This is a genomic window from Corallococcus macrosporus, assembly GCF_017302985.1.
Taxonomy (GTDB): domain Bacteria; phylum Myxococcota; class Myxococcia; order Myxococcales; family Myxococcaceae; genus Corallococcus; species Corallococcus macrosporus_A.
Genome location: NZ_JAFIMU010000004.1, coordinates 427,831 through 450,689 on the forward strand (window position 1 = coordinate 427,831; position 22,859 = coordinate 450,689).

Consider the following 22,859-nt stretch of genomic DNA (forward strand, 5'->3'; position numbering starts at 1 on the left):
AAAGCAGGCGGGCGTTCAAGGCAGGTGTCCTTGATCTCCGCCGGTGGGCACTTCTACGATTCCGACGGGATTTCGCCCGTCATTTTCGAGGCTTACGGGAACGATGCGTTTCGTCTGCGACAGCTGCCGCGCGCAGTACATGATCAGCGACGACAAGGTTGGCCCGAAAGGGGTCAAGCTGCGTTGCAAGAAGTGCGGTCACACCATCCTGGTGAGGCCCGCCGGTGCATCGGCGGCGAAGGAGGGCGGGGCGGAGGCCACCGCGGCCACGGAGGCCAAGAGCAGCGCGGATGCGAACGCGCCACGCATCGTGGAGTCGTCCGGCACGGGACTTCCCGCCACGCTGGGCACGCCGCCGGAAGGCGGCCTCTTCACGGACGTGGAAGAGGATGAGATTGGCGCGGTCTTCGACCAGGTCCTGAGCACGGGCTCGCAGAAGCTCAAGGCCGCGGAGGCGGAAGCGGAGGCCAAGGCCGCGAAGGCGGAGGCCGTGCGCAAGCTCGCCGAGGCCGAGGCCGCCGAGCCGACCGCGGAGGAGAAGGCCGCCGCCGCGTCGCACGAGTGGTACGTCGCCATCGACGAGAAGCAGGTCGGCCCCTGGACGGTGGAGAAGGTGAAGGACGCCTGGGACCGCGGCGAGGTGGGCCCGGACAACCTCTGCTGGCGCTCGGGCTTCAGCGACTGGATTCCCCTGTCGGAGACGGCGGAGCTGGCGTCGGTGCTGGCGCCGCGCCCGGCCAAGCCGGTCATCGTCGCGCCCGCGCCGGTGTCCACGTCGTCGCCCACGATTCCCGCCGGTCCGGTGGAGTCCGCCTTCAGCGCGGGCGCCTCCCGTCCGGGCGTGGGTGGGGGTTCGACCGCGCCGGATGAGCCGGTGGGCTGGAAGCCCTCCGCCGCGAGCGTGCTGGCCTCGCTGGTGAAGGAGGAGAACGACGCCCTCAGCAAGCCGCCGCCGCGTCCGGCGCCGTCGCTGGATCGCGAGCCTTTGTCGCAGTCGCGCCTCCTGGACGTGCCGGTGCCGCCGCCGGAGCCGGTGTCCTCGCCGGCGATGCCGGGGGCCATGATGGCTCCCGCGCCGGGAATGGCCGCGCCCCAGGCCTACGCGCCGCAGCCGCAGCCGGGCTATGCGCCGCAGCCGCCGGTGCCGCAGTACGCGCCGCAGCAGCCGGTGGCGTACCCGCCGCAGCAGGCGCAGATGCCCTATGGGCAGCAGCCGCAGGGCTATCCGCCTCCGGGGTATCCGGCGGCCTATCCGCCGCCCGCGGCGGCACCCACGGGCGGCAAGGGCCGCACGGGGATGATGGTCGCGGTGACGGCGGGCGTGCTCGTGATGGCGGGCGCGGCGGTCGTCTTCGTCGCGCGCGGCAACTCGTCCGAGCGTCCCGTGGAGGCACCGGTCCAGGTCGCTGCCGCGCCGACGCCCAAGACCGAGCTGCCGCCCATGCCGCCGCCTCCCGCGGCGGTGCAGACGCCTCCCGCGGCGGTCCAGCCCGCTGCGGCGCCGACCGCGCCTGCCACGACGCCCGCTGCGGGCACCGCTGCCGCCGGAACGCCCCCCGCCGCTGGCACCCAGCCCGCGGCCGGTGGAACGCCTCCGCCGGCCGTGGCGACGGCTCCGGCCGCCACGCCCACGCCGCCTCCGCCCGCGGCTGAGGTGAAGCCCGCCAGCACGACGCCCAACATGGGGACAGCGGTGGCGCGGGTGGACTCGCGCAACCATCGCAAGACGGGCTCCAGCGGGAGCCGTGGCTCGCAGCGCGATGAGGACGAGGGTGACGCCATCACGGTGTCGAAGCCCTCCTCCACGTCTTCGTCCTCCGCGTCGAACTCTGGCGGCGGGGATGATGACTTCGACGAGCTGTTCGGCACGAAGAAGCCGACGGCCACGAAGCCCGCGACCAAGACGACCGCGACGGCGTACATCCCGCCCGAGCCGGGTGGCGGCACGCCGGAGCGCCTGCAGCAGTCGGACATCATGCAGGTGGTGCTGAACAACAAGCCCGCCATCGTGAAGTGCGTGAACGAGCAGAAGCAGAAGGACCCGTCGCTCAGCGGCAAGCTGGTGATGCGCTGGACGGTGCAGCCGAGCGGCAAGACGACCTCGGTGTCGTGCCGCACGGATGAGTTCCGCTCGAGCTACATGGCCACGTGCATCACCGGGCTCATCAAGAGCTGGTCGTTCCCGAAGCACCAGAAGCAGGGCGACCCCATCGACTTCCCCTTCACGTTCTGACGTCCAGCACCGACATCGCCGTCATATGTGACGGCGATGTCGGTGTGACGTGCGCCGGGATTGTGCGCTTTCGTGAACGGTGAATTTCCCCGTGTGGGAGTCGTAGGAAGGTCGGTCGACACTCGTTGACACGTCTGGAGTGAGAGGACTAAAGCCCGCTCGACTTCAAACCCGGTGTCTGGAGTCAGGTGGCCGGAGACACCGGGCGACGTAACCAATCCAGGAGGAAGTTCCGAATGCAGCTGCGCAAGATGATGGTGATGCTCGCCGCTTTGAGCTCGATGAGCCTGGCGCTGACCGCCTGTGGCGATGACGCGACGACGGCCGAGACGTGTACCTCGGACACCGACTGCTCCTCCGGTTTCTGCAACACGGCCGCGGGCGTGTGCATGGACACCTGCGAGAGCGGCTCTGACTGCCCCGACACGGAGAAGAACTGCGCCCCGCTGGCCGGTTCGGCGAACACGGCGAAGGTCTGCCAGTGCCAGACCAACCAGCTGTGCAACGAGGACGACTCCACCAGCCTGGTCTGCGGCACCGTGTCCAAGCGCTGCGAGGAGCCCGGCTCCACCCCCGCGGGCTGCACCAAGGACGCTGACTGCGCCGCTGGCAACACCTGCAACACGACCACGGGCCAGTGCAGCCCGGCGGCGACGACCTGCACGGGTGAGGGCAAGGCCACCTGCGCGTACGGCTCGGCCTGCTACAGCGGGACCTGCTCGGCGCCCCCGGCCCCGACCTGCGAGAACTACCAGAACTTCAGCAACAAGGCCGCGCTGGGCACCACGGGCCCGATCATCTTCAAGGTCGCGACCGGCACCGCCACCACGGACACGGCCTTCTGCGGCAACACCTCGACCAAGCGCGTGAAGATCACTGTCTCCGCGTACTCCGACACGGCCTGGCCCGCGACGTCCGCCGGCCTGAACGGGTTCCTCTACGTCCTGGTGAACGGGAGCACGCAGTCGCCGTCGATCAGCTCTTCCGCTGGCAACTACACGGTCTCGGGGAACCGCGCGGACATCGTCGTCAACATCTGCGTGCTGCCTTCGTCCAACACGACCTCGCTGGGCTACTACTTCACGGGTGGCAACTTCGCCTGCCACCAGGCCAACTACTAAGGCCTGGATGACGGGTCCCTGACGTATCCAGAGGACTCGGTCCACCCATGTCATTGGAGCCCCGCCCAGGAATCACGGGGCGGGGCTCTTCGTTTCTTTCACCGCCAAGGAACCTGGGGCTTCGGTGAGGCCTCCAGGGGGCGGGAATGTCCCATGAATTTCAGTCAGTCCTTCTTCGTCTTGTCAGGTGCGCGCACGGGCGTTCCGGCGACTTCAAAAGGAGACTCCATGCAGTCCACGAAGCTGATGCGGATGTTCACCCTGGGCCTGGTTCTCGCTTCTCCTGTTGCCTTCGCGGCAGACACCACGACCCAGCTGGCCTGTCCGGAAGGCACCAAGCAGGCCGGCTCCAAGGCGGATGGCCTTTTCTGCCGTAAGCCGGAACTGGCCGGAGGAAACCTTGTCGCGCACGGCCCCTACCGTTCGTTCCACGCGAATGGAAAGAAGGCGGCTGTGGGCCAGTACCTGAACGGTCACAAGACCGGAACCTGGGTCTTCTTCGACGAGGCTGGCAACCAGTACGACCAGATTGAGTTCCGTGAGAGCAACTACCACGGCACCCGGACGCTCTCCTTCGCGAGCGGCAAGCCCCACTTCGTCGAGCACTACCAGAACGGCTTGAAGGACGGTGTGTTTCAGGAACTGAGCGAGGACGGCAAGGTCGTCCGCGAGAGCCGCTTCGAGAAGGGCAAGGAAGTCGCCGCCAAGTAGGCAGGCGGACGTGGTCAGGAGGGCCCCAGCCTGCTTCCCAGGCCGGGGCCCTTCGTATTGCGGGGCTTTCCCTTGGGGCTCCAGCCGGATAGGAACAACGCTGTGAAGGCCCCCTCTCTTGTTCCAGTCCTCTCCGCTGTCCCTGTCTGCACGGTGCCGCAGATGGGATTGCGTGAACTTGAGCGCATCCGGCTCATCCTGAGAGGTGGATCGGTCATCGACTGGCGGCGGATGCACTTCCAGACACGGGACGAGGTGGACCGTTTCCTGCGCCTCTGTCAGCTGGACGTGTCACGGCCCTACGACGATGCCTGGGCCCGCACGGTGCTGGCCGACGCGGTGGAGTACCTGCGCAAGACCTTCGACTACCGGGTCGCGGACGCCGTGGCTCAGCCGGAAGAGCTCCATGACCTCTTCCTTTTCGCATCCGGGGCCAAGGGACTTGCCCGCTATCGGCGGATCGCTTGCATCGTGCTGAAGGTCATGCACGTCATCCAGCACATTGAAGGGCGTGACCTGCTGTTCCGCCTCGCGGCTTCGGAAGCGGAGCTGGCGGAGATGGTCACGGAGAAGGTACTGGGCGTCGCCCGTGAGATGAAGGAGATGGGGCTGCCCATCGTGGAGTTCGCTCACTCCATCAAGACGCGGGACTCCCTGGTCACCAAGCTGATCGCGAAGAAGGAGACCGTCGCGGCACAGGTGTACGACCGCACGCGGTTCCGGGTCATCACCCGCAAGCGGGAGGACCTGCTACCGGTCCTCTACTTCCTGACGCAGCGCCTGTTCCCCTTCAACTTCGTCGTCCCGGGGCAGACGGAGAACACGCTGCTGCCGTTCAAGGGCCTGCTGGAGGAGAATCCTCACTTCGAGCAGTTCATCCCTCAGCTCCACCTGGACAGGGACTTCGAGGACCGCGAGGACCGGACGGGGAACACCTTCTCTGGAAGCTCCTATCGGGTCCTCAACTTCGTCGTGGACCTCCCGCTGCGGATGGATCCCTACCTGCCTCCGCCTGAAAGTGACACCCGCCCCAGGAAGGGGCGGGTCACCTTCGCGCTCGTTGAGTTCCAGATCGCGGACGAGGAGACGGCCAAGCTCAATGAGCTCGGAGACAATGCTCACGAAAGCTACAAGCGCCGACAGAAGCGACGAGTCCTCAATCGCCTGAGCAGAGGACTCGTCGTACCAAAGCGTCAGGGCTAGGCTGTCAGCGCAGCGTAGCGGGATCCCCTACAGGTACTTCCGACGCTGTGACGCACACCTCGCTGCCGCCAACAAAGAAGAATCCGGCGGTATAGCTTGTTGTTCCATCCGGGAGACAGAGGTTCACGTCGAAGGTGACGTTCTTGCGGTCGCTTGTTGTAGTGATGCGCTGAAGGGCCGATGCGTTGATTTCAACTCCGTCGGGGCTGACGAAATAGAACCGACCGGAAAAACCTTCAGTCGAAGTCGGCAAATCTGCGGCTGGAGCGTAGACCTTGAGCCGGAAGGTGACACGCTTCGGTGCGTATGTACTACAGAAGGTAGTGTCTTGCGCAAACCTGACTACCTTGGCGTCGTAGATGACTGGGCCGGTTGATGTGCTGGGATCCCAAGTCGTGCCGTGATTTGAGAAGTTGTCACAGACGGCAGCCGGGACCGCCGAACATTGGCTGGGGATTGACGCGCAGTACTCCCCGTAGCTGCAAGTCGTGGGTTGGCTTGCGGATCTGGAGCACGGCTCTCCGATTGTTGCTTCTTGAAATCGGATGTCTCTGTCCTTTGAAGGCGTATCCTCCGATGAATGGGGGCCGCAGGCTGACATCACGAGAAACGCAGAAAAGATGAGTGCTTGAGTCCAGCAGTTGTGGCTCTTCATGGATGTTTATGTTTTCTGCGATGTTGTGAAGTTAAGGGTACTCGTAGGTGACCCACAGCGTGGCCAGTACAGGGTTGTCATAGGAGTCTGAATAGACCTGATCCTTGACCTGGTCGGCATTGTTGGGCGCTTCGAACCGCAGTCGGTACTGGGTCCGCTTGTTTCGAAGATTGCGATTTCCCCAGTCCTGGATAGTCCATGCCGTGACGTCGAAATCGCCTCGAAGTGGCTTGTCGGACAAGGAAACAACAGCAGCCGGAGCCAGCGCGACTGCATTGTAGTCAGCCTTGGTCGCCGGATTTGAGTCGCCGAATGAGAGTTCAATGATGTCTCCAACGTCTACCGGCTCAAGCAGAAGGGCGCCGAACTTGGAGAACGGGTCCCCGATGATCATGCTGACGGGCCACTTCAGCCGGGACGAAATAACTCGGGTCAGATCTTCGGGAAGGACGTCAAGTTGGAAGCCAAAGAAGAGCCGATCGATATTGGCTCCGCTGTCGTCGCCTACCCAGGCATTGTTGTAGAAGTTCGTTTGACGGAAGTAGCTCGGAGCGCTCAGGGAGCCGCTGGTTCCGGGATCAAAGTTGATAATTGCTGTGTTGAGCCGGATCGTCCGGAAGTTTTTTGATGTGTCGGTAGACAGTGTATTCCCTGCGGTGTCCCGCGCGGTGTTGGCGACGCGCCACGCGACGCTGACGCCATGGGCAAATTCACTATTGGAGCTGAAGCTCACTTCCGTGCTTGTTGCGTTCCAGGAGAATTCTCCTGGTGTGAATCCGGACGGAGTTGTGAAGGAAATGGCAGCCTCCGTGGAGGCCTTGTCCATGGGCTCCGAGAAGGTCACCTTGACGGTTGGCTTGCGCTCAATCCCGATGCTGCCGTGAGTCGGAGTGGTCGAGAGAATTGATGGTGGTGTCGTATCCGGCTGCGTGCCTGTGGTGGTGAAGCTGAACGAGTCAACGCCCCCCAGGGAATTTCCCGCCAGATCCACCCCCTGAATCGTCACGGTGTAGGTGGTGTCCTCCGCGAGGCTGGATTCCGGTTTGATGGTGACTTGGGTGTGCCCTTCCTCCCAGATTGGGGCTGCCAGCGCCGCAGGGGGAGAAAAGGAAACCTGCAGCGAAGCCGTCTGCACCGGCTCGGAGAAGGTAAGCAGGAACGCTGAGTCCGTGGGCACGCGGGTGCTTCCACTCGCCGGTGCGGTGGTCAGCAACTGGGGGGCTTGCTGATCGGCGACGCCCGCGTCCTGGAATGTCCCTGCATCCGTGGTCGTGCTCGGCACAGGGTCTTCGAACGGCGGAATCTCCACGCATGCGGCGAGCAACGCGAAGAGGACGAGCAGACTGCATCGGCGATGGAATCGGGGATTGGACATGGGGGCGTGTTCTGCAAGGTCGGGTCCGTTCGGTCCCGAGGGAGAACACTGCCACGGGTGTCCCGGGAACAGGACGGGCGTCCTTCTCGCGAGGCTCCGGATACACGTCTGCCCGCCGCCCCTGGCTTCAGGTGGGGACGCGCGGGCAGGGGGACCGCGAAGGCCTCGGGCTACTTCTTCTTGCGGTTCTTCTTCTTGTTCTCCTTCTCCTTCTTGCGCCGCTCCTTGATGGCGTCGCGGTCGTCCGGCTTGCTCACGGACGGGGGCGCGTAGCCCATCAGGCGGGCCTTGGCCATCGCGGCCTGGCCCATGGGCGGCGTGTAGCCCGGGGCGATCTGCGGCAGCTGCATGGGCATGCCGCCCATGCCACCGCCCATCGCGGACATGGCCTTCTCCAGCGCCTTCGGGTCCTTCCCGAACATGCTGCCCAGGTCCATGTTCTTCATCTGGCCCAGCTGCCCCAGCTGCTTGAAGCCCGGGATGCGGCCCAGCAGGCCCGGGTTCTGGCCGATGGTGCCCATCACCTGCTGCATCATCCCGAACTTCTGCAGGAGTTCGCGCACCTCCTCCGGCTTGCGGCCGCTGCCCTTGGAGATGCGGTTGATGCGGCTGGCGTTGATGATGTCCGGACGCAGGCGCTCCTTCTGCGTCATCGAGTCGTACATCGCCTCGATCTTCGTGAGCTCCTTCTCGTCCGGGTTCAGGTGCTCGGTGAGGTCGCCGAAGAGGGGGAACTTCTCCAGCAGGTCCTTCAGCGGGCCCATCTTGCGGACCATGCGGATCTGCTCGACGAAGTCCTTCATCGAGAACTGGCCGGAGAGCAGCTTGCGCGCGTCGTCCTCGGCCTTCTTCTCGTCGACGACCTTCTCGAAGTCCTTCATCAGGCCGACGATGTCGCCGAAGCCCAGGATGCGGCCCGCGAGGCCCTCCGGACGGAACTCCTCCAGCTTGTCCATCGACTCGCCCATGCCGAGGAACTTGATGGGCTTGCCCGTCACTTCCTTGATGGACAGCGCCGCGCCGCCGCGCGCGTCACCGTCCAGCTTCGTCAGGATGAAGCCGTCCAGCGTGAGGCGCCGGTCGAACTCGGCCGCGGTGCGCACCGAGTCCTGGCCGATCATCGCGTCGCACACGAGCAGGATGGTGTCCGGCTGCACGTTGGACTTGATGGACTCCAGCTCCGTCATCAGCGTCTCGTCGATGGCGAGCCGGCCCGCCGTGTCGATGAGCACCACGTCGCACTTCTGCTCGCGCGCGGCGGCGTAGCCCCGCTTCGCCAGCTCGGGCGGCTGCACGCCGGGCTCGTGGTAGACGGGGACCTTCAGCCGCTCGCCCAGGACCTTGAGCTGATCCACGGCGGCCGGGCGGTAGATGTCCGCGGCCACGAGCAGGGGCTTGCGCCCTTCCGCGAGGAGCCGGCTGGCGAGCTTGCCCGTGGTCGTCGTCTTACCGGAGCCCTGGAGGCCCACCATCATGATGCCGGACAGCTGACCCTTGGGCTTCAGGTGGAGGCTGGTGTCCACCGGGCCCATCAGGCCCTCCAGCTCGTCGTGGCAGATCTTGATGAAGTGGTCCATCGCGCTGACCTTGCGCTTCTGGCCCCCTGCGTCCGTGACGGACGTCTGCACGACTTCGCCCACGGCCTTCTCGCGGACGCGGGCGACGAACTTCTTCACCACGTCGAAGGCGACGTCGGCCTCCAGCAGGGAGACGCGGATGTCGCGCAGCGACTCGTCCACCAGCTCGGGGGTGAGTTCGCTCTTGCCGGCGAGGCGGTTCTTGGCGGCCCGGAAGCCCTTGGTGACGGTCTCAAGCATGGGGGGCGCTTTATAACAGCGTCCCGCCGGATGCGACGTCCTCGGAAGCCCCGGCCGTCCAGCAGTGGAGGAATCGAGGGGCTTTCCCCACCACCTGGAGGGCCTCCCACCCCTCCCGGGCTCAGCCCTGGGCCGCCGTCCAGGGCCCGGAGGCGGCCTCCGCCCCGCCGTCGGGCTCGGGAAGGCCGTCCGGGTGCCCGAGCGCCGTGCACAGCGCCTTCAGGACCACGCGGGCCTTGAGGAGCATCTCGTCCAGCTCGGCCGCCGGGTCCGAGAGCGCCACGATGGCCCCTCCCGCGCCGATGCTCACCTCGCCGGGGCGGACCACCGCCGTGCGGATGACGACGTTCAGGTCCGCCGCGCCGGTGGCGGAGAGGTACCCGATGGCGCCCGAGTACACCCCACGGGCCTCCCCCTCCAGCCGGTCGATGAGCTCCATCGTGCGCTCCTTGGGGGCGCCCGTCATGGAGCCTCCCGGGAAGGCGGCGCGCACCGCGTCCACGGCGGTGAGCCCCTCGCGCAGGTGGCCGCGGATGGTGCTCACCAGTTGATGCACCGTGGCGTACGTCTCCACGTGCATGAGCCGGGGGACGTGGACCGAACCCACCTCGCACACGCGCCCGAGGTCGTTGCGCACGAGGTCCACGATCATCAGGTTCTCCGCCCGGTCCTTCTCCTGGGAGCCCAGCTGCCGGCGGAGGCGTTCGTCCTCGTCCGGGGTGGCGCCGCGGCGCAGGGTGCCCTTGATGGGCTTCGATTCGACCCAGCGCTCGGCGTCCACGCGCAGGAAGCGTTCGGGAGAAGAACAGGCGATGCCCAGCGGGCCCATCCGGAGGTACGCGGCGTAGGGCGCCGGGTTCAACCGGCGGAGGCTGCGGTACAGGGCCAGTGGGTCGACGCGGGCCTGGGCGAGGAGCTTGTTGGTGAGGCAGACCTCGTATGTCTCGCCCTCGCGGAGCTGCTCCAGGCAGTGCTGGATGTCCGCCAGGTAGGTCGCGCGGTCCCTGGCGAGTCGGACGGGGAAGGGGGCTTCAGGGGCCGGAGTGAGGGGCGCCAGGGGCGGGAGGGCGCGCAGGACGGCTTCGGTCGAGTCGAACCAGTCCTGGACCTGGGCCGCCTCGTGCTCGGGCGCGAGCGCCACGAGATACACCGTGCGTTCGAGGTGATCCCAGGCCAGCAGCCGGTCCGCGAGGACGAGGCTGGCGTCTGGATCCGGTGAGGGATGCGGGGCGCTCGCGCCGCAGTCGTGCTTCAGCTCGTACCCGAGGTAGCCCACGAAGCCGCCCTGGAAGTCGAAGGGGAGGCTCGTGGAGGGTGTTCGCAGCCGTGTCAGTTCCTGCTGGAGGAACTCGAACAGCTCCGTGGGGTGCTCCTCCGTTCGCTGGCTCCGGCTCACGGTGAGTCTGCGTGGGTTCACCTGGTAGTGGATGACGGCGCTGTGGGGGCCGGTCGCGTCCCCCATGAAGGAGAAGCGTGACAGGCCGGCTTCGACGCGGCTGCTGTCCAGCCAGAAGGCGTGGTCCTGACCTTCGTGGAGCGTGACGAAAGCCTGCTCCGGATCGACGTCGAGCCGCAGCTTCCGGTGGTGGACCCGGAAGGTCTCGGGCGACGGGGCGGGCCTCGGAGGCGGTCCGCTCCTGGGAGACGCAGGCCTCGGACGGTGGTGCTCGCGGCTCAGGCGGACGAAGTTGGCGAGGAGCTGGCGGCCGTGGGTGGTGGCGATGGACTCCGGATGGAACTGCACGCCCCAGCGGGGGAGGGAGGCGTGGCGCAGGGCCATGAGGACGCCGTCGGGGGTCCACGCGGTCTCCACCAGCTCCTCGGGCAGTGGCCGGGAGAGGCACAGGGAGTGGTAGCGCACCACCGGGAAGTCCTGCGGCAGGCCCTGGAAGAGGTCTGTCCCCGAGTGGCGCACGGGGCTCAGGCGTCCGTGCATGACCTCCGGTGCGTGCTGGATCCGTGCGCCGTGGATGTGGCCCATGCCCTGATGGCCCAGGCACACGCCGAGGATGGGGACGTCCGCTTCGAGGAGCGCATCCCGGCAGACGCCGAAGTCCGCCGGATGGTCGGGACGGCCGGGACCGGGGGAGAGGACGATGTTGTCGAACGCGAGCTCACGCAGCTCGTGCCACGACCGCTCGTCGTTGCGCACGACGAGGGGCTCGGTCCCGCCGACCTCCGCCAGCAGCTGGAAGAGGTTGAACGTGAACGAGTCGTGGTTGTCGATGATGAGCGTCCGCTGCCGCACGGCGCGCACCTTACCCTTCGGAGGCGCCTCTCCGGGCCGTTTCGAGCCCGGCTGCTTGGCGGCCAAAGGATGAAGGTGCGGGATGCGCGGGTGCCTCGCATGCGCTGCGGGGTCTGCTATCTTTCCTTCCATCGCACGAGTGGCGGAACTGGCAGACGCAGCGGACTTAAAATCCGCTGACTCGCAAGGGTCGTCCGGGTTCGAGCCCCGGCTCGTGCAATGGTCATCCTGGCGCGGTGTCTGTCTTTCGCTCAGACGGCCAGGGCTTTTCGCCGCTATCCTTGTCACCATGACCGGACCGCGAGCGAAGACCTGTGCGACGTGCGGGCGCGTCATCGCGGCGCATGCTGTCTACTACCGCTTCAGTCTGGTGCTGGAAGGGGAGCAGGACATCCTCGACCCTTCGGATGACCTGTCTGGCAATTCCTCGGAGGCGCTGGCGGAGCTGGTCCGGCGTTTAGACGAAGGCTCCGCGGATCCGAGTGAGCTGGAGGCACAGGTGCACTGGGAGCGCTCCGGTGTCGTCTGCTCCGAATGCCGCTCCGTGGCGATGCGATTGCTGCGCACCGCCACGGAGGACTCGGGACCGCATTGAGGGTCAGTGGATCCGGATCGTGTACTTGCCCAGATGGTGCTTGAGGACCTCCTGCTGCGCCTTCGCGGCTTCCTCCAGGGCGTAGATGCGGCCGATCTCCAGGTGGAACGGGCCGGCTTCGATCAGCGCGTTCATGCGCTTCATGACGTCCGCTCCGGGAATGCCGTCGTAGGCCTTCGCCTGGATGCCCTCGGGAACCTTCGGCGCGGGCTCCACTCCGTGCGGCCAGGCGATGCGCCCCTCCTTCTTCACGTGCTGGAGCACCTTCTCCGCGGCGTCACCGCTCGCCAGCACCAGCGCCGCGTCGAAGCCGTCTGGCGCGAACTCACGGCAGACCTTGTCGAAGTCCCCCTTGCGGCCATCCACGACCGCATCCGCGCCCACCCTCCGGGCCAACTCCACCCCGTCCTCTCCCGAGGCAACCGCCAGCACGTTCGCTCCCATGCGCTTCGCGAACTGCACCGCCATGTGGCCGATGCCTCCGTTCGCTCCGAAGATGATCAGGCGTTGCCCTGCCTTGAGCTGGAGGTGATCCTCCAGTCCCTCCAGCGCGGTGATGCCGTCCGCCGCGAGCACCGCCGCCTGCTCCACCTTCAGCCCCTTGGGGATCCGCGACGCCTGGTCTTTCTTCACGGCGACGTACTCCGCGTAGAACCCTCCCTTGGCGCTCATGAACGCGGAGCCGTAGACCTGGTCGCCCACCTTGAGATCCTTCACGTTCTTGCCCACGGCGACAATCTCTCCCGCGCCGTCAGCTCCGGGCACATAGGGGAAGCGCGGGGCGGCCGGGAGCAGTTCGGCCAGCTTGCCCTCTCGCTCCAGCCAATCCCAGGCACCGATCCCCGCGACCGCTACACGGACGAGGACTTCATCGTCTCCGCAGGTGGGCACGGAGACGGTCTTGATGCCCAGGACCTCTGGACCGCCGAAGCGGTCGAGCGCCGCGGCCTTCATCTTGTCGGGAATGGTTGCTGGCATGCTGTGACTCCTTCACGGGGAATGCCTGTCCTCCGAGACGATGCGCACTCCGCGTCTCACGACCAGCGTCCACGGTGCTCCAGGGCGCCTATCCCCTCCCTCGTGAATCGGGCATCCTGACGGCTCCAGGGTTCACGGGGGAACCATGCACTCAGGCAAGGAAGCCATCGTCCTCATCCATGGCTCGGACTCCAAGCAGCGCGACTCCGGCCGGGAACTCCTGACCGAGGGTCTGCTCAAGGTTCCCGAAGACGTGGTCGTGACCCAGCAGGGGCCCATCACCATCCAGGGCGCCAGCGGCCTCCAGCTCCAGGTGACCCGGCATGAGGACCGCTCCACGCGGTCCCTGGATGTCTATGAAGCGTTCTGGGCGGACCTCATCCCGTCGCTCACCCGGATGGGGCTCAAGGACCGGGTGCTGGGGGGACTGGAGCTGCTGGCCTACTGGCTCTTCTCCGGCGTCTGGAAGGGCTTCCGCCAGCGCAAGGTGCTGACGACCAGCATCGTCAGCGGCCTCGTCCTCCTGCTGTTCTGGTACACGAGCACGCTGATCCTGTTCTTCTCCGCCCTGAAGCAGGACCCGACGTTCCCGGCGATGGCGCTGCCGGACACCACCGTGCGCTCCGCGAACTCGATGCTGCGGCACCTGGCCGACGTCGTCGCGCCCGCTGCCTCGACGCTGGGCTCCTGGAAGGGGTGGGTGCTGCTGTCGCTCCTCATGGGGGCGCTCCCCGTCCACCGGGCCGTGGACGTCGCGAACCTCGTCCATCGCTACCTGACCGACAAGCTCATGCGAAACGGCGTCGTGGGCCTGCGCACGGACCTGCGGCACCGGGTCCATGCCACGCTCCGGGCGGTCGTCGAGAGCGGTGCGTACTCCCGCGTCACGGTGGTGGCCCACAGCTTCGGTGCCGCGATGGCGGTGGACGTCCTCGCGGACTTCCGCTCCAGCTCCAGCACCGCCATCCGGCTCGTCACCCTGGGCGGGCCCCTGGAGTTGCTCGCGCGCCGGGCGGAGTGGTTCGAGAAGGAGATCCAGCGCTGCGCCGACAATGGACAGCTCATCCAGTGGATCGACTTCCATTCAGACGAGGACTGGTTCTGCACGAAGACGCCCTTCCGCGCGGATGACACGCGGCTCATCCACCGCCCCATCCAGCAGAAGGCCTCCCTGGGCGCCCGGATGTCGGGCGAGACGCACAATCGCTACCTCGGGGACGCGCGGGTGCTCCAGGCGCTGCTGGAGCCCATGCCCGCGCCCGCTTCGGAAGCGCCCGCGGCGGCGCCCGTCAGTCCAAGAGCTGCATGAGGTCCGCGCGCGTGAGGGCGGCGCCTCCCGTGGCGCCTCCGAGCGCGGCCTCGAAGAGGGCCCGCTTCTTCTCCTGGAGCAGGAGGATCTTCTCCTCCACCGTGCCCTGGGACACCATCCGGTAGACCATCACCGGCCGCTGCTGCCCGATGCGGTGCGCGCGGTCCGCCGCCTGTGCCTCCACCGACGGGTTCCACCACGGATCCACCAGGAAGACGTGGTCCGCCGCCGTGAGGTTGAGCCCCGTCGCGCCCGCCTTCAACGAGATGAGCATGACGGGCGCTCCCTTCTCGTCCTGGAAGGACGTCGCCACCGCGCCTCGGTTCGCCGTGCTGCCGTCCAGGCGGATGAACCCGATGTCCGCTTCGTTCAGCGCGGGCTCGATGAGGTCCAACATCGACGTCCACTGCGAGAACACCAGCGCCTTGTGACCGTCCGCCACCGCCGTGCCGAGCGCCTCCACCAGCGCCTGCACCTTCGAGGACGTCCGCGCCTGCTGCCCCGGCACCAGCGCCGGGTGACAGGCCGCCTGCCTCAGCCGGAGCAGCGCCTCCAGCGCCTTCATCACGCTGCCGCCCTCCTCGAGCTGCGACACCACCTCCTCGCGGGTCGCGGCGTGGACCGCGTCGTAGACGGCGCGCTCCTGCTCGGTGAGGGTGACGTGCCGCACGGCCTCCGTGCGCGGCGGCAGCTCCGGCGCCACGTCGCGCTTGAGCCTGCGCAGCACGAAGGGCCGGATGCGCGCGCGCAATGCCTCCGCGGCGCCCTTCTGGTTCTCCGACACCGGCCGGGCCCAGCGCTCCTCGAACGCCTTGCGCCCGCCCAGCAGGCCCCGGTTGGTGAAGTGCATCAGGCTCCACAGCTCCTCGAGCCGGTTCTCGATGGGCGTGCCGCTGAGCGCGATGCGGAAGCCCGCGTCCAGCTCGTACGCGGCTCGCGCCACCTGGCTGTCCGGGTTCTTGATGGCCTGGGCCTCGTCCAGCACCACCGTGTCCCACGTCTTCGACGCGAGGATGGCCGCGTCCAGGCGCAGGAGCGCGTACGTGGTGAGCGTCACGTCCGCGGACTCGTCCAGCGTGCGCCCCACGCCGTGGTAGACGGACACCTTCAGCGATGGGCGGAAGCGCTTCACCTCCGCCTCCCAGTTGGGCAGCACGCTCGTGGGTGCCACGACCAGCGTGCCCCGGCCCAGCGTGCAGATGGTCTGCAGCGTCTTGCCCAGACCCATGTCGTCCGCGAGCACGCCGCCCAGCCCCGCCTGGCGCAGGAAGGTGAGCCAGCTCACGCCCTGCAGCTGATACGGGCGTAGCGTCGCGGTGAGGTCCCTGGGGAGCTGGGGCTCGGGCAGCTTCTCGAAGCCCTGCACCAGGGGCGCGAGCCGCTCCATGACGGGCGGGGCGGGGTGCTCCAGCGCCTCGCACAGGCCGGTGAGCTGGGGGATGGCGTGGTTCGCGAGCCGGCCGTCCCGCTCGCGCGCGGCCAGCAGGTCCGTCACGCGCTGGCCGTGGGCCTTCAGCCAGCCGGTGGGCAGGGGCGCCCAGCCTCCGCCCTCCAGGGGCACCAGCCCCAGGCCTTCCTCCCAGGCCCGCATCACCGCGCCCGCGTCCACGGTGCGCTTCTCACCCGGGCCCAGGCCCTCCACCTGGAAGTCGAGCGAGAAGCCCACGCGCGGCACGCCCGCGTCGGTGGTGGCCGTGTCCAGCGTGAGCAGCGGCTTGAGCTTCACGTCGGGGCTGACCACGCCCGCGGCGTTGCCCGTGAGGCCTCCGCGCCACTTGCGCAGCTTGTCCGCGAGCTGCACGGCCTCCTTGCCGTGGACCGTCACGCGGCGGCCGGGCGACATGTTCAGCTCGTCGCGGAGCTGGTGGATGAGCTTCGTCTCCGTGGGCTCGTCGCGCACGGGCGCGGCGCCCTGGAGGTACACCAGGCGCCCGTTGTCGATGCGCGCGGTGGGCGGGGAGCCGTACACCAGCGTGGGCAGCACCGAGAGCCCCGTGTCCAGCTTGTCGAGCTCCAGCGAGATGCGCGGCTTGAGCGTCCGGTCGATGGGCGGCAGCCGCCGGCTCTTCACGTCCACCGGCATGCGCCGCGCGAAGTCCGGCAGCACCTTGCCCGTCAGGTCCGCCAGCTGCTCCGGGGAGAAGACGCGCTCCTGGGGCAGGTTCTCCAGCCGCGTGCCCGTGAGGGTCTGCTCGCCCAGGCGGCAGAGCGCTCCGGCGGCCAGCGCGACGCCGGGGCTCACCAGCTCGTTGATGCGCGGATCCTTCTCCACCTTGAGCACGGTCTGCTCGCCCCGGTCGTCCACGGTGACGCGGGGGAGGAGCGGCTCGCTGGAGACGGAGACGAACGCTCCGTCGAACATGACCGTGCGCGCCTTCTCCAGCACGTGCAGCAGGGCGTCCAGCTTGCTCTGCGGCAGCGCGCCCCGCGTGGGCTGCGCGAGCAGCTTGTCCGCGAGCAGGTCGCACGGGTCCACGTGGATGCGCGCGGCCTCCACCGGGTTCTGGAGCACGGACGCCAGGCTCCGGGCCAGCAGCCGCGCGGTGTTGTCCGGCCGGACCACCAGCCGCTCCAACTGGAGGCCGCCGTCCACGCGCTTGAAGCGGTACACCAGCCGCTCCGGCTTCGGCGCGGCGCCAGGGCGCGCGGCCGTGGAGGCAGGGCCCGGGCGGGCAGGGGATGCCGCCGCCGTGGCCTTCCGGCCCTCCGCCTGCCGCAGGACGATGGCCGCGGCGATGACGTGCTCACACGGGTCCACCTTCCCCCGGCAGTCGCACTCCCAGATTTCGTCCTCGGGGTAGAGGGTGGTGGTGAGCGGGGTGGGGCGGCCGGGGATGCGGACGCGGAGGACGACCTCCTCCTCGTCCACGGACTGCACCGACACGACCCCCGCGCGCGACAGGGCCTGTCCGGCGGACCACGTGGCCGGGCCTGACTCTTCCCGGATGGCTTCGAGCAGTTCCGCGAGCGCCGACATACGAAGGCTGTCCCTAGCCCCGTGCAGGGCCTGGCGCAAGCAACGGGGCGCGTCGCTGTGACACCCCGGGACACACGCTCCGGCGCTTCTGTAGCAGGCCGCGCTACAGCCCCCAGGACAGGCGTGTCACCTGGGACGGCGCCCTCCTGGGAGGGCCTCGAGATCCTGGAACATGGCGTGGCAGGTGCATGAGGTACGGCCGGCAGTGTCCCCCCGACAGTCGAGGTCCCACCTGCACCTGAGACGTTCAACCTCAAGACGGCGGACGGCAAGGCCCTCACCGGCGACACCGTCGAGTTCATCGAGGAGATTGGCGACGGCGCCTACCCGTACCGCCACTTCTCCGGCATCGACGTGAACGCCAGCGCCACGGACTTCCTCGTCACGGGCGAGTCCTTCGGCCAGGAGAAGTAGGCCGCACCTCCACCGGGCGGCAGGCTCCTGCTTCCCGCCCGGTGGTCTGTTTGTCTGTCTTTGTCTTCCCGTCGAGGAGTCGTGACGATGCGCGTGCCCTGGTCCCTCGCTGGCATCTCCGCCGGAGCGCTGCTCATCGGCGCCGCGTGGGCCACCGTCGTCCGCCGCCCCGAACCCCTGGTACTGGGCGCGCTGCCCCCGGTGGTCCTGCCGAACGTGGAGCAGTCCGGCGGCGCCACCACGGTGGCGGACACCGGCCGCAACGCCTTCGGCCGCGCGCCCATGAACATGCCGCGCTCGCGCTGGCCGGACTTCTACGCGGGCAAGGGTGTCTTCGACCGCGACTGGAGCGATTCGCGCCTGAGCCCCGCCGTGGCCGGCCCCTTCTTCAGCGCCACCGGCTGCATGACCTGCCACGTGAAGGACGGCCGGGGCCAGCCTCCCTCCAGCCCCACGGAGGCGCCCGTCTCGCTGGCGTTCCAGCTGAGCGCGCCCGACGGCGCCGGCCCCCATCCGCTGTACGGCATGCAACTGGACGCGCACGCCGTGGAGGGCCAGGTCCCCGAGGGCCACGTCCGCGTCGACTTCGAGGAGACGCGCGGCACGTTCGCCACCGGCGAGCCGTACTCCCTGGTGCGCCCGCGCTACCAGTTCCAGGGGCTGGTGCACGGCCCCCTGGGGGACGGCGCCACCTTCTCCGCCCGCGTGTCGCCCGTGAACTTCGGCCTGGGCCTGCTGGAGGCCCTGCCCGAGGCCGCGCTGCTGGCCCGCGCGGACCCCGAGGACCGCGACCACGACGGCATCTCCGGCCGGGCGAACCAGGTGCTCGACGTGGAGACGGGGGAGACGCGCCTGGGCCGCTTCGGGTGGAAGGCCAACCAGCCCACGCTGCGCCAGCAGGTGGCGCACGCGCTCGTCGCCGACATGGGCGTCACGACGACGCTCTACCGCCAGGAGCAGGGCCGGGACGCTCCGGGCGAGCCGGAGGTGTCCCAGGACGACCTGGACCTGCTGATGATCTACATGCGCCTGCTCGCCGTGCCCAAGCGGCGCGACTGGGAGGCATCCGAGGTCCAGCGCGGCCACGCCGTGTTCCGCGCCATCGGCTGCGCGGCCTGCCACGTCGACACGCCCCAGGAGACAGGGCCGGTGGAGGGCTTCGATGAGGTGTCCCGGCAGGTCATCTACCCCTACTCGGATCTGCTCCTGCACGACCTGGGCGAGGGGCTGGCGGACGGGCGTCCGGATGGGCTGGCCACGGGCAATGAGTGGCGCACGCCGCCCTTGTGGGGCGTCGGGCTGGTGGAGTCCGTCAACCGGCACACGCGCTTCCTGCATGACGGCCGTGCTCGCTCCCTGGAGGAGGCCGTCCTCTGGCACGGAGGCGAGGCCGCCCCCGCGCAGGGACGCTACGTGCGGCTGCCCCGGGAGGACCGGGCCGCGCTGCTCGCCTTCCTGAAGTCGCTCTGAGGCACGGGCGGGGCGCCCTCCTGTCCGGACGGCGGCCAGGAGGACCGTCGCCTGGAGGGGGCTTCCGCCCTCGGAGGCCACGGAACGGTGGACGGCCCGGGCCCTTGGGCTACCCTGCGGGCCCCCTTCATGCAGCCCTCAGCCCCCACCCCCGACGCTGTCCCCGACGTCCCGCTCGCGGTCGACCTGGACGGCACGCTGGTGCGCACGGACACGCTGCACGAGAACCTGCTCGTGCTCCTCAAGCACGCGCCGTGGTTGCTGCTGCTGGTGCCGCTGTGGGTGCTGAAGGGCAAGGCCTTCTTCAAGGCGGAGGTGGCCCGCCGCGCGCGGCTGGACGTCACGTCGCTGCCCTACAACGCGGAGCTGCTGGCCTTCCTGCGCGAGGAGCATGCGCGGGGGCGGCGGCTGGTGCTGGCCACGGCCGCGGACCGCGGCATCGCTGACGCGGTGGCCTCCCACCTGGGCCTCTTCGACACGGTGGTCGCCAGCGAGGCCGGGGTGAACCTCTCCGGCGCGCGGAAGCTCGCGCGGCTGCGCGAGGTGCTGGGCACCTTCGACTACGCGGGCAACGACGCGGTGGACCTCCCGCTGTGGCGCGAGTGCCGGCAGGTCATCGTGGTGCATGCGACCGCGGGGGTGCTGCGCCAGGCCCACGGGCTGGGCCGCCCCGTGCACCGCGTCTTCGCGCTTCCTCCGGGCGGGGTGCGCCCCTGGGTGAAGGCGCTGCGGGTGCACCAGTGGGCGAAGAACGCGCTCGTCTTCGTGCCCGTGCTGGCCGCGCACAAGGCCACCCAGGGCGGCATGGGCCCGCGCGCGGTGCTGGCGTTCCTCGCCTTCAGCCTCTGTGCCTCCAGCGTGTATGTCATCAATGACCTGCTGGACCTGGCGTCGGACCGGCGGCACCCGTCCAAGTCCCGGCGGCCCTTCGCGTCCGGGGCCCTGCCGGTGCGCGCGGGCGTGGTGCTGGCGCCGCTGCTCCTGGCGGGCGCCGCGGCGCTCGCGCTGACGACGCTGCCCCTGTCGTTCTCCGCGCTCCTGGCCGCGTACTTCGTCCTGACGCTGGCGTACTCGCTGCGGCTCAAGCAGGTGGTGATGCTGGACGTGCTGGTGCTCGCGGGCCTCTACACCGTGCGCATCTTCGGCGGCGCGCTGGCGGTGGGCGTGCCCACGTCCAGCTGGCTGCTCATGTTCAGCATGTTCCTCTTCCTGTCGCTGGCCCTGCTCAAGCGGCTGAGCGAGGTGCGGCGGCTGCGCGAGTCCAACGAGGCGTCCGCGCACGGGCGAGGCTACCTGGCGCAGGACTACGAGCAGCTCGCGAGCCTGGGCGCGGCGGCGGGGCAGGTGTCCGTGCTGGTGCTGGCGCTGTACATCACCAGCAAGGAGGTGACGGCGCTGTATGCCCATCCGGAGCGGCTGTGGCTCCTGTGCCCGGTGATGCTGTACTGGGTGGGCCGCATCTGGGTGCTGGCACACCGCGGGCTCGTGAACGAGGACCCGCTCGTCTTCGCGCTGCGCGACCGGGTCAGCTACGTCGTGGGCGCGGTCGCGGCGCTGGTGCTGTGGGTGGCGACGTGACGGGAGCATGGCGATGAGCACGTCGGATTCCTGGGGCCGCTTCCCCCGCGTGGAACAACAGACGCGCGCGCTCGTGTGGCGCTCGGACGCGCTGCCCCGGGTGGACGGGCCGGTGCTGCCCCATGGCCTGGGCCGCAGCTACGGCGACTCCTGTCTCAACGACGGGGGCACGGTGCTGCTCACGGCGGGCCTGGACCGGCTCATCGACTTCGACCCGACGACGGGCGTGGTGCGCTGCGAGGCCGGTGTGTCCCTGGACACGCTGCTGCGGCTGGCCGTGCCGCGCGGCTGGTTCCTGCCGGTGACGCCGGGCACGAAGTTCGTCACGGTGGGCGGTGCCATCGCCAACGACGTGCACGGCAAGAACCACCACCGGGCCGGGACGTTCGGCCGGCACGTGCGCCGCTTCGAGCTGGTGCGCTCGGACGGCAGCCGCCGGATGTGCTCGCCCGTGGAGAACGCGGACTGGTTCGGCGCGACCATTGGTGGCCTGGGGCTCACGGGGCTCGTCACCTGGGCGGAGGTGCAGCTGACGCCCATCCGCAACCCCTTCGTGGTGCAGGAAACCGTCCCGTTCGACAACCTGGACGGCTTCATGCGCGTGTCCGCCGAGTCCGAGGCGGACCACGACTTCACCATGTCCTGGGTGGACTGCCTGGCGCGCGGCCGCAAGCTCGGGCGCGGCCTGTTCTACCGGGGCAACTTCGCGCCCACGCAGTTCGACCGGCTGCCCCTGGCGAAGAGCCACCTGTCGCATGGCAGCGGGCTCGCGGTGCCCATGGACCTGCCGGGCTTCTGTCTCAACCGGCTGTCGGTCTCCGCCTTCAACTTCCTGTACTACCACCGGGAGCGGACCAGGCCGTCCCCCCGGCTCGTGCACTACGACCCGTTCTTCTACCCGCTCGACAGCGTTTACGGCTGGAACCGCATCTACGGCCGCAAGGGCTTCCTCCAGTTCCAGTGCGTGGTGCCGCATGCCACCGCGCGTGACGCGCTGAAGGAACTGCTGGAGCGCAGCGCCCGGGGCGGACTGCCCAGCTTCCTGTCCGTGCTCAAGACGTTCGGCGACCTGCCGTCGCCCGGGTGGATGTCCTTTCCGCGCCCGGGCTACACGCTGGCCCTGGACTTCGCCAACCGGGGCGAGAAGACGTGGCGGCTGGTGGAGGAGCTGGACCGCGTGACACGTGAAGCGGGCGGCGCGGTGTATCCGGCCAAGGACGCGCGCATGAGCCCGGAGAGCTTCGCGGCGTACTTCCCCCAGCGCGAGCGGTTCGCCGCGTACATCGACCCTGCCTTCTCCTCCTCCTTCTGGCGCCGGGTGAACCCGGTGCCGCTGCCCCTGCCCTCGCTGGAGGGACGCCAGGTCTCCATCCCATGAAGAAAGTCATCGTCCTTGGCGCCACGAGCGCCATTGCCCAGGCCACGGTGCGGCTGCTCGCCGCGCGCGGGGCCGCGCTGTACCTGGTGGGCCGCAACGCCGCGAACCTGGAGGCGGTGGCCCGGGACGCGTCCACGCGCGGCGCGCCGAAGGTGGAGTTCCGGGCGCTGGACCTGAACGACTGTGAAGCGCACGCGAGCCTCGTGGAGCGGGCGTGGCAGGCGCTGGGCGGGCTGGACGGGGCGGTGCTGGCGCATGGCGTGCTGGGCGACCAGGCGGAGAGCCAGCGCTCCTGGGCCGCGACGGAGCTGGTGCTGCGCACGAACTTCCTCTCCGCCGCGTCGCTCCTGACGGAGCTGGCCAACCGCTTCGAGGCGCAGAAGGCCGGCACGCTGGTGGTCATTTCGTCAGTGGCGGGAGACCGGGGCCGGCAGAGCAACTACGTGTACGGCGCGTCCAAGGGCGCGCTGACCGTGTTCCTCCAGGGCCTGCGCAACCGGCTGGCGAAGTCCGGCGTGGCGGTGGTGACGGTGAAGCCCGGCTTCGTGGACACGCCGATGACGGCCCACGTGCCGAAGAACAAGCTCTTCGCCTCACCGGAGCAGGTGGCGCGCGGCCTGCTGAAGGCCGCGGATGGGCGCAAGAACGAGGTCTACGTGCCCGGCTTCTGGGCGCTCATCATGCTCATCATCCGCAGCATCCCGGAGCCGGTGTTCAAGCGGCTGAAGCTCTAGGCGTCTGTCATTGAGCCGGTTCCACTCCGTGCCTGGAAGACAGACACGGAGTGGACGCGGGTT

At 68.7% G+C, this 22,859-nt stretch carries 16 protein-coding genes and 1 tRNA gene; 11 read left to right on the top strand and 6 right to left on the bottom strand.

Annotated features, from left to right (window positions below; all coding sequences use genetic code 11):
* The first annotated feature begins 103 nt into the window (after positions 1 to 103).
* The 4 genes from gltJ (at position 104) to JYK02_RS07185 (ending at position 5,268) form a co-directional block, all read left to right on the top strand.
* A complete protein-coding gene (gene gltJ / locus JYK02_RS07170; protein ID WP_207050138.1) occupies positions 104 to 2,233 on the top strand; it encodes an adventurous gliding motility protein GltJ in 2,130 nt (709 codons plus the stop codon).
* Between the two features lie 236 nt (positions 2,234 to 2,469).
* Positions 2,470 to 3,354 (top strand): hypothetical protein, encoded by an 885-nt coding sequence (locus tag JYK02_RS07175; RefSeq protein ID WP_207050140.1) that lies wholly within the window; start codon positions 2,470 to 2,472, stop codon positions 3,352 to 3,354.
* 153 nt (positions 3,355 to 3,507) lie between these two features.
* Positions 3,508 to 4,065 (top strand): toxin-antitoxin system YwqK family antitoxin, encoded by a 558-nt coding sequence (locus JYK02_RS07180; protein ID WP_207050148.1) that lies wholly within the window; start codon positions 3,508 to 3,510, stop codon positions 4,063 to 4,065.
* Between the two features lie 102 nt (positions 4,066 to 4,167).
* Complete coding sequence (locus tag JYK02_RS07185) at positions 4,168 to 5,268, top strand: TIGR04552 family protein (RefSeq protein WP_207050150.1); 1,101 nt, start codon at positions 4,168 to 4,170, stop codon at positions 5,266 to 5,268.
* A 4-nt stretch (positions 5,269 to 5,272) separates the two neighbouring features.
* Here JYK02_RS07185 and JYK02_RS07190 read toward each other — a convergent pair whose 3' ends face one another.
* The 4 genes from JYK02_RS07190 to pabB form a co-directional block, all read right to left on the bottom strand.
* On the bottom strand, positions 5,273 to 5,923 hold the full coding sequence (locus JYK02_RS07190) for a hypothetical protein (RefSeq protein WP_207050151.1): 651 nt from the start codon (positions 5,921 to 5,923) through the stop codon (positions 5,273 to 5,275).
* Positions 5,924 to 5,954: 31 nt separating this feature from the next.
* A complete protein-coding gene (locus tag JYK02_RS07195) occupies positions 5,955 to 7,298 on the bottom strand; it encodes an Ig-like domain-containing protein (RefSeq protein ID WP_207050153.1) in 1,344 nt (447 codons plus the stop codon).
* A gap of 170 nt (positions 7,299 to 7,468) precedes the next feature.
* Positions 7,469 to 9,115: a signal recognition particle protein gene (ffh, locus tag JYK02_RS07200; RefSeq protein WP_207050155.1), complete on the bottom strand. Its 1,647-nt coding sequence runs from the start codon at positions 9,113 to 9,115 to the stop codon at positions 7,469 to 7,471.
* Positions 9,116 to 9,236: 121 nt separating this feature from the next.
* The gene (pabB, locus tag JYK02_RS07205; protein WP_207050162.1) at positions 9,237 to 11,372 is read right to left on the bottom strand and encodes an aminodeoxychorismate synthase component I; all 2,136 of its coding nucleotides are present in this window, start codon (positions 11,370 to 11,372) and stop codon (positions 9,237 to 9,239) included.
* Positions 11,373 to 11,496: 124 nt separating this feature from the next.
* Here pabB and JYK02_RS07210 point away from each other — a divergent pair.
* Positions 11,497 to 11,582: transfer RNA gene (locus JYK02_RS07210), tRNA-Leu, on the top strand.
* 70 nt (positions 11,583 to 11,652) lie between these two features.
* A complete protein-coding gene (locus tag JYK02_RS07215) occupies positions 11,653 to 11,958 on the top strand; it encodes a hypothetical protein (RefSeq protein WP_207050163.1) in 306 nt (101 codons plus the stop codon).
* Between the two features lie 3 nt (positions 11,959 to 11,961).
* Here JYK02_RS07215 and JYK02_RS07220 read toward each other — a convergent pair whose 3' ends face one another.
* Positions 11,962 to 12,936: an NADP-dependent oxidoreductase gene (locus JYK02_RS07220; RefSeq protein ID WP_207050164.1), complete on the bottom strand. Its 975-nt coding sequence runs from the start codon at positions 12,934 to 12,936 to the stop codon at positions 11,962 to 11,964.
* A 145-nt stretch (positions 12,937 to 13,081) separates the two neighbouring features.
* On the opposite strand from JYK02_RS07220, the gene JYK02_RS07225 reads away from it, so the two are divergent.
* The gene (locus JYK02_RS07225; protein WP_207050165.1) at positions 13,082 to 14,245 is read left to right on the top strand and encodes a lipase family protein; all 1,164 of its coding nucleotides are present in this window, start codon (positions 13,082 to 13,084) and stop codon (positions 14,243 to 14,245) included.
* On the opposite strand, the gene JYK02_RS07230 is transcribed toward JYK02_RS07225, so the two are convergent.
* Positions 14,226 to 17,222, bottom strand: coding sequence for a DEAD/DEAH box helicase (locus JYK02_RS07230; RefSeq protein WP_207050166.1), 2,997 nt, complete (start codon positions 17,220 to 17,222; stop codon positions 14,226 to 14,228). The two genes, JYK02_RS07225 and JYK02_RS07230, sit on opposite strands and share 20 nt — an antisense overlap.
* 501 nt (positions 17,223 to 17,723) lie before the next feature.
* Between JYK02_RS07230 and JYK02_RS07235 the strand changes: the two genes are divergently transcribed.
* The 4 genes from JYK02_RS07235 (at position 17,724) to JYK02_RS07250 (ending at position 22,796) form a co-directional block, all read left to right on the top strand.
* Positions 17,724 to 19,106, top strand: a complete 1,383-nt coding sequence (locus JYK02_RS07235; protein ID WP_207050167.1) for a di-heme oxidoredictase family protein — start codon at positions 17,724 to 17,726, stop codon at positions 19,104 to 19,106.
* Between the two features lie 129 nt (positions 19,107 to 19,235).
* Complete coding sequence (locus tag JYK02_RS07240) at positions 19,236 to 20,684, top strand: UbiA family prenyltransferase (protein ID WP_207050168.1); 1,449 nt, start codon at positions 19,236 to 19,238, stop codon at positions 20,682 to 20,684.
* A 13-nt stretch (positions 20,685 to 20,697) separates the two neighbouring features.
* Entirely contained in the window at positions 20,698 to 22,062 is a 1,365-nt protein-coding gene (locus JYK02_RS07245; protein WP_207050169.1) for an FAD-binding oxidoreductase, read from the top strand.
* Positions 22,059 to 22,796 (top strand): SDR family oxidoreductase, encoded by a 738-nt coding sequence (locus JYK02_RS07250; RefSeq protein WP_207050170.1) that lies wholly within the window; start codon positions 22,059 to 22,061, stop codon positions 22,794 to 22,796. Before JYK02_RS07245 ends, JYK02_RS07250 begins: the two co-directional genes overlap by 4 nt.
* Positions 22,797 to 22,859: the final 63 nt, after the last annotated feature.

Coding starts and splice junctions, on each gene's coding strand:
- gltJ (WP_207050138.1), top strand. CDS start 104: ATGCGTTTCGTCTGCGACAGCTGCCGCGCGCAGTACATGATCAGCGAC.
- JYK02_RS07175 (WP_207050140.1), top strand. CDS start 2,470: ATGCAGCTGCGCAAGATGATGGTGATGCTCGCCGCTTTGAGCTCGATG.
- JYK02_RS07180 (WP_207050148.1), top strand. CDS start 3,508: ATGAATTTCAGTCAGTCCTTCTTCGTCTTGTCAGGTGCGCGCACGGGC.
- JYK02_RS07190 (WP_207050151.1), bottom strand. CDS start 5,923: ATGAAGAGCCACAACTGCTGGACTCAAGCACTCATCTTTTCTGCGTTT.
- JYK02_RS07195 (WP_207050153.1), bottom strand. CDS start 7,298: ATGTCCAATCCCCGATTCCATCGCCGATGCAGTCTGCTCGTCCTCTTC.
- ffh (WP_207050155.1), bottom strand. CDS start 9,115: ATGCTTGAGACCGTCACCAAGGGCTTCCGGGCCGCCAAGAACCGCCTC.
- JYK02_RS07215 (WP_207050163.1), top strand. CDS start 11,653: ATGACCGGACCGCGAGCGAAGACCTGTGCGACGTGCGGGCGCGTCATC.
- JYK02_RS07220 (WP_207050164.1), bottom strand. CDS start 12,936: ATGCCAGCAACCATTCCCGACAAGATGAAGGCCGCGGCGCTCGACCGC.
- JYK02_RS07225 (WP_207050165.1), top strand. CDS start 13,082: ATGCACTCAGGCAAGGAAGCCATCGTCCTCATCCATGGCTCGGACTCC.
- JYK02_RS07230 (WP_207050166.1), bottom strand. CDS start 17,222: ATGTCGGCGCTCGCGGAACTGCTCGAAGCCATCCGGGAAGAGTCAGGC.
- JYK02_RS07235 (WP_207050167.1), top strand. CDS start 17,724: ATGCGCGTGCCCTGGTCCCTCGCTGGCATCTCCGCCGGAGCGCTGCTC.
- JYK02_RS07240 (WP_207050168.1), top strand. CDS start 19,236: ATGCAGCCCTCAGCCCCCACCCCCGACGCTGTCCCCGACGTCCCGCTC.
- JYK02_RS07245 (WP_207050169.1), top strand. CDS start 20,698: ATGAGCACGTCGGATTCCTGGGGCCGCTTCCCCCGCGTGGAACAACAG.
- JYK02_RS07250 (WP_207050170.1), top strand. CDS start 22,059: ATGAAGAAAGTCATCGTCCTTGGCGCCACGAGCGCCATTGCCCAGGCC.